The sequence below is a fragment of the Streptomyces sp. NPDC031365 genome (genome assembly GCF_055569765.1).
The window spans coordinates 1-6,380 of the sequence record NZ_JBVIIM010000047.1 but is presented as its reverse complement, the minus strand read 5'-3'; the positions used below and the strand labels follow the sequence as shown (position 1 = coordinate 6,380).

The following is a 6,380-nucleotide window of genomic DNA, read 5'->3' as shown; positions in this document are numbered from 1 at the left end:
CCCGAAACTCCCCGCCCGCCCCCCCCCCCCCCCCCCCCCCCCCCCCCCCCCGCCACCCCCCCCCCCCCCCCCCCCCCCCCGACACCCACACCCACCCTCGCGCCCCGAAGGAGGCGGTCCGATGAGACACACGAAAATGCGGGACCTGGAGGTCTCGCGGATCGGCTTGGGGACCATGGGCATGTCCTTCGGCTACACGGGCTCCGGCTCGGACGACGCGGCGTCCGTCCGTGCCCTGCACCGTGCCCTCGACCTCGGTGCGACCTTACTCGACACCGCCGAGATCTACGGGCCCTACACCAACGAGCGGCTCGTCGGCCGGGCGATCGGCAGCCGTCGCGACCAGGTGGTGCTCGCCACGAAGTTCGGCCTGGTCTCCCACGCGGGCGGCGGGCCGGGACGGCTCGACAGCAGCCCGGCGAACGTCCGTACCGCCGTGGAGGGTTCGCTGCTGCGGCTCGGGACTGATCACATCGACCTCTGCTACCAGCACCGCGTCGACCCCGGCACCCCCATCGAGGACACCGTCGGTGCCCTTGCCGACATGGTCGCCGAGGGCAAGATCCGCCACATCGGCCTCTCTGAAGCAGGACCCGCCACGATCCGTCGCGCGCACGCCGTCCACCCGATCACCGCAGTCCAGTCCGAGTATTCCCTGTGGACCCGCGACCCAGAGGAGGCCGTACTGCCGGTCCTGCGGGAACTGGGCATCGGATTCGTGGCGTACTCGCCCCTCGGCCACGGCTTCCTCACCGGCACGGTCCGCTCGGCCGGGCGTTTCGACCCCTCGGATCTACGGGCGGACAATCCCCGCTTCACTCCGGAGAACCTGCCGCAGAACCTGCGCATCGCCGACGAGATCGAGGCCGTCGCCGTCGATGCCGACGCCACCCCGGCGCAGGTGGCCCTCGCCTGGCTGCTCGCGCGGGGGGACGACATCGTGCCGATCCCCGGCAGCCGACGGGCCTCCCGCGTCGAGGAGAACCTGGCGGCCACCGAGGTCCGGCTGAGCCCTGAGCAACTCGCCCGGCTCGACGCCCTCCCGCCCGCTGCGGGCGAGCACCACACGGAAGAGCAGATGCAGATGATGGACCGCGCGTAGTGATCGACGCAGTCTTCCCGTCGGCGGACCTATTCGACCCGTACCTCCTGCTGGAGTTTGAAGCGCAGCTCGCCGACGTGATGCGGCCGTTGACCGCATGATGCCCGCAGGTCAGTCTGTCAGGGGCATTGCGTAGTCGAGCTTGGTCCGGTTCGCCGGGTTTATGTGTGACATGGCGTCATGTTCGTTGTGCGGTACGGGTACCCGGACAGCAGAACAGGCACGGTGCCGGTGATCATGTGGTTGTCGAGACCCATGAGAACCGAGCGAGACCGTGCCTGCCCGAACATCATCGCCCATTCCCGCCGCGCTGGGACACCGGGGCTCCCAGACCGTAGCCCTTGCCCCAGACGACATCGTTGACCTGCGCCGATTCCTGATCCATGTCGCTGATCCCCGCGACGCGCGAGGACGGAGACGCATGGGAGCAGGCCAAGCCGACCGTTCTCGCCTCGCTCAACCTGCCCGCCGAGGCGGGTGAGCACCTGGCGGCGCGGGCCGCGCTGCTGGACGGCACCTACCGCGAGGTCGCCGCACGGGTGCCGGCGAACTCCCAGATCGTGTTCGACGACGACGGCCGCCCGCACTTCGCCGCGCTGGAGCCGGAGCCGGAACCTGCCTCCCTGAGCCAGCTGCGCGAGGCGGTGGAGGCGATGCTGCCCCGGGTCGACCTGCCAGAGGTGCTGCTGGAGGTGTTCTCGTGGACCGGCGCCGACCAGGCGTTCACTTCGGTCACCGGCGGTGAGGCCCGGCTGAAGGACCTGCACGTGACGATCGCCGCGCTCTTGGTCGCGCACAGCTGCAACGTCGGCTACACCCCGGTCATCGGAGCCGCGGAAGCGCTGAAGTACGGCCGCCTGTCCCACGTCGACCAGACGTATCTGCGGCTGGCGACGTATCGGGCGGCGAACGCAACGCTGATCGACTGCCAGGCGTCAATTCCGCTCGCGCAGGCGTGGGGCGGCGGCCTGGTCGCCTCGGTGGACGGCATGCGGTTCGTCGTGCCCGTGCCGTCGGTGTACGCCCGGCCAAACCCGAAGTACTTCGGGCGCCGGGGCGGCGCCACCTGGCTGAACATGATCAACGACCAGGCGGCGGGGCTGGGCGGGAAGGTGGTGGCCGGCACCCCGCGCGACTCGCTGTACGTGCTGGACGTCCTCTACGACCGCGACGGCGGCAAGCGTCCCGAGATGATCGTCACCGACACCGCGAGCTACAGCGACATTGTCTTCGGCCTGCTCACCCTGGCGGGATTCGCGTACGCGCCGCAGCTCGCTGACCTGCCGGATCAGAAGATGTGGCGCATCGACCGCACCGCCGACTACGGCGCCTTCCAGGACGCGGCCCGTGGCCGGGTAGACCTCGCCAGGATCGAACGGCACTGGGAGGACATCCTGCGGATCATCGGCTCCATCCACACCGGCGCCGTGCGCGCGTACGACGTGATCCGCATGCTGTCCCGCGACGGCCGCCCCACCCCGCTCGGCGACGCCATCGCCCACTACGGGCGGATCTCCAAGTCCCTCCACATCCTGCGCCTGGCCGACGAGCCCGGCTACCGCCGCCAGATCAAGAGCCAGGCCAACCTCCAGGAGGGCCGTCATTCCCTTGCCCGGAAGATCTTCCACGGCCGCGCCGGGCAGCTCTACCAGCGCTACCAGGACGGCATGGAGGACCAGATCGGTGCCCTGGGACTGGTCCTCAAGGCGCTCGTGCTGTTCAACACCAGGTACATGGACGCCGCGGTCAACCAGCTGCGGGCGGACGGCTTCGAGGTCCGCGACGAGGACGTGGCCCGCCTCTCACCGTTTGTACGGCATCACATCAACATGCTCGGCCGGTATTCCTTCCAACTGCCTGATCTGCCCGGCGGTCTGCGACCCCTGCGTGACCCGGGCACTCCTGACGAGGAATGACCGTGTGGACATCGCTGCGTCCTGCTAACGTCTGCGATATGAAGCGCGCTGCTATGACGACGACGCCGGAGAGTGTCCCGGCGCGCTGACAGATGATCTGATCCGAAGCCCCGGGGCAAGTGCCCCGGGGCTTCGTCGTAGGCCCGGTCACTTGCTCCGCACCCAGCAAGGAGACCGCGATGACCACCGTGCACGACCACCGCAAGCTCGGCCGTGAACTGGGCCTGTTCGACACTGATCCGCTGATCGGCGCCGGCCTGCCGTACTGGCTGCCCGACGGCGCGGCCGTACGGCACACCCTGGAGGAGTACATCCGTGCCGCCGAGCGGCGGGCGGGCTACCAGCACGTGTACTCACCGGTACTCGGAAAGCGGGAGCTGTACGAGATTTCGGGGCACTGGGCGCACTACAGCGACGACATGTTCCCCCCGATGGACCTCGGCGGAGAGCAGGTCGTCCTGCGGCCGAGCCTGTGCCCCCATCACGCGGTGATGTACCGCTCCCGCTCCCACAGTTACCGCGAACTGCCCCTGCGGATGGCCGAACTGGGCGGCATGTACCGCTCCGAACTCTCGGGCGTGCTCGGCGGACTGACCCGCGTGCGGGCCATCCAGCTCAACGACGCACACATCTTCTGCATCCTGGACCAGGTCGCCGAGGAGGCGCAGGCGGCCCTGGAGATGATCCGCCGGGCGTACGAGGCGCTCGGCATCACCCCGACCCGTTACCGGCTCTCCCTCCCGGGCCCCGGCGGCAAGTACGTCGCCGCACCTGAGAAGTGGCAACGCTCCACCGCCCTGCTGACCGACGTCCTCGACCGCTCCGGCCTGCCCTATGAGGCGGCCGAAGGCGAAGCCGCGTTCTACGGCCCCAAGATCGACGTCCAGGTCACCGACGGCGCCGGCCGGGAGTCCACCCTGTCCACCGTCCAGGTCGACTTCCACCAGCCCGAGCAGTTCGACCTGCATTACATCGGCGCGGACGGCGCCAAACATCGCCCGGTCATGGTCCACCGCAGCATCATCGGCAGTGTGGAGCGAGCCGTCGCCCATCTCATCGAACAGCACGGCGGTGCTTTCCCCGCCTGGCTCGCCCCCACTCAGCTGGTTATTCTCCCGATCTCCGACACCGAACTGCCGAACGCCGCAGCCCTCGCTCAACGCTGCACCCGTCTCGGGCTGCGTGCCCAGATCGCGGGACCGGACCGCGGCACTCTGGGCGCCCGTATCCGAGAGGCCCGCCTGGTTCCCTACCAAGCCGTCATCGGCGCCAAGGAGGCCGCTGACGATCACGTCGCACTGCGCTTGCGAAACGGACGCCGACTCGACCCGCAGCCGGTCAGTGACGTACTGACCCGCATCAACGCTCTCATCGGTGACCACAGCACCGAACTGTGGGCCCACGCCACCTCATAGCAGGCGTCGCGATCAGCGTCTGCTGTCGCCCGGCGCGAGGAGGCTGGTGATCTCAGCGATGGCGTCGGGCGAGGGCTTGAAGTAGCGGCGGACGTTCTCCGGCTTCTTGTGTCTCGACTTGGCCATCAGCATCAGCAGGCTGGCCCCGGCCTCGCCCAGGTGGGTGAGGCCGGAGTGACGGTATTCGTGCAGGTCCCAGCCCGTGCCCGGTCCGCGCACGGCGGTGTGCTCGTCGAGAAGGGCGCGGGCCTGCCCGTACGACAGCCGGGCCAGCCCGGTATCCGGGCACACGTCACGAGAGCTGACGACCTTGCCCGGTCCCGGGCGGCGGTGGGTGACGAACACCGGCCCGCGCGTGCGGCCCTTCAACAGCCGGGGCAACAGCCGGGCGGTGCCGGCGTCCCAGTACACCGTCTCCAGCACGAAGTCCTCGCGCGCCTGGCCCCGGCGGCGGGCCTTGCTCCGCGCGCCCTTCGCCTTGACCGGGCAGCGACGCCCGGCGAAATCCAGGTCCTCGACGTTCACACCGAGGATCTCTTCCGCCCGACCAGCAGTCTCGTACAACATCCGCCACAGCGTCTTCTCCCGCAGGTGCACCTCGCGCCGCGCGACCAGCCGGTCGATCGCCATCTTCGAACGGGCTGGGGTCTCGGAGTCCGGCACCGATAGCCGCTTCGCCCAGACCGGGGCCATCGGCCCTTCGTAGCCGCGCTCACGGCACCAGCCGAGCCAGGAGAGCACCCCCGCTCGGCGGGAGTTCCAGGTGTTCACCGCCGCACTGCCCCACAGCAGTTCCAGAGCCTCGCCGATCTCATCGTCCGCGACCGACGCCAGCGGCCGGGCCTCACCGAGCCGTTCGGCGGTCTTGCCCACCCCGATCCCATAGTTCCGAACTGTGTTCGGGTTGCCGAGCGAGTCGAGGAACACGTCCGCCGCCGCGCGGACGGTCAACGCCTTCCCAGCCGACAGCTGTACGACGGTGGGCACCACTTCCCCCTTGACACAGATAACAGGACCGCTTCACGTAGCGGCCCGAGAACGTCACCGCAGGTGACGAATCAAGCTACCGCAGATATTGGGGTGTTATCCGTGGGAAGGCTTCAGACCGGTCCAGCCGCCGACACCCCGCCAGCCGCCCACCAGGGCCGACGAGGGCTTAGCGCACGATCTGACATGGATGTTCCTCAACCCCCGTCCCACAGCCGCTGGTTCGCCACCTCCCGCACGGCGGCCACCAGCCGGGCCAGCGTCGTCACCCCGGGCAACAGCACCCGCCGCTCGCGCAGCCACCCCACCGCCGCGTCGAACAGCGCCTTCGGACCCTCCCCGGTCGTCCAGGCCCGTGCGTCCACCCACCCCCGCAGCTCCGTCTCCGCCTCGGCGAACTCCGTGTACTCCAGAACCCGCCGCAGCTCACGGACGTGATCAAGCCGGGTGTTCTCCCGCTCGCCGTACGCCTTCAGCACCGACGCGTCCGCGATGCCGAGCTGCTCGGCGAGGTAATCGGCGACCTCCGCCGGAATGTCGGTCGGGTCGTCCAGGAACACCCCGAGATAGCGCGCGGTCGTGAGCTGGGCCGCGAAGCCCAGCCGGTTATGAGCCCGCCGCTTTCCCTCGATCAGCTCCCGGTCCGCGTCGTCCAGGAAGAAGAACCGCTCCAACTCCGTACGGGACGGCGCCCCGTCGTACGCCGCGTACTTCGCGGCTTGCTCATCCGTCAGAAACTCGACCGGCATCCCGGACCTCCAGACAGTCAGTGATCAACACGACTGCCGAAGGCTCTGCCTCAGCCGAACCCCAGGTCAAAGCCCTCCCAGACCCTCCAGGGGCTTAGCGCCGGTTTTCGTTCCAATGTTCCTACCGACGCCAATTGCATCGGATGCGAATACGCGGCACCTGGCCTGGAGGCGGGCCCGGGACCGCGCGGAAACGACCCCATCAGGGACG

Annotated in this window: 3 protein-coding genes and 2 pseudogenes; 3 read left to right on the top strand and 2 right to left on the bottom strand. The window is 69.2% G+C overall.

The window, feature by feature from the left end; genetic code table 11:
• The first annotated feature begins 121 nt into the window (after positions 1-121).
• From ACZ5C2_RS36870 to thrS, 3 genes and pseudogenes are all read left to right on the top strand, one after another.
• Complete coding sequence (locus ACZ5C2_RS36870; protein ID WP_468801083.1) at positions 122-1,102, top strand: aldo/keto reductase; 981 nt, start codon at positions 122-124, stop codon at positions 1,100-1,102.
• A gap of 413 nt (positions 1,103-1,515) precedes the next feature.
• Positions 1,516-3,018, top strand: a pseudogene (locus tag ACZ5C2_RS36865) (Tn3 family transposase); the annotation flags it as partial.
• 188 nt (positions 3,019-3,206) lie between these two features.
• Positions 3,207-4,433, top strand: coding sequence for a threonine--tRNA ligase (gene thrS, locus ACZ5C2_RS36860; protein ID WP_468801121.1), 1,227 nt, complete (start codon positions 3,207-3,209; stop codon positions 4,431-4,433).
• Between the two features lie 12 nt (positions 4,434-4,445).
• Here thrS and ACZ5C2_RS36855 read toward each other — a convergent pair whose 3' ends face one another.
• Both ACZ5C2_RS36855 and ACZ5C2_RS36850 read right to left on the bottom strand, forming a co-directional pair.
• A complete protein-coding gene (locus ACZ5C2_RS36855) occupies positions 4,446-5,420 on the bottom strand; it encodes a tyrosine-type recombinase/integrase (protein WP_468801081.1) in 975 nt (324 codons plus the stop codon).
• 206 nt (positions 5,421-5,626) lie between these two features.
• Positions 5,627-6,169, bottom strand: a pseudogene (locus tag ACZ5C2_RS36850) (DUF4158 domain-containing protein); the annotation flags it as partial.
• Positions 6,170-6,380: the final 211 nt, after the last annotated feature.

Coding starts and splice junctions, on each gene's coding strand:
- ACZ5C2_RS36870 (WP_468801083.1), top strand. CDS start 122: ATGAGACACACGAAAATGCGGGACCTGGAGGTCTCGCGGATCGGCTTG.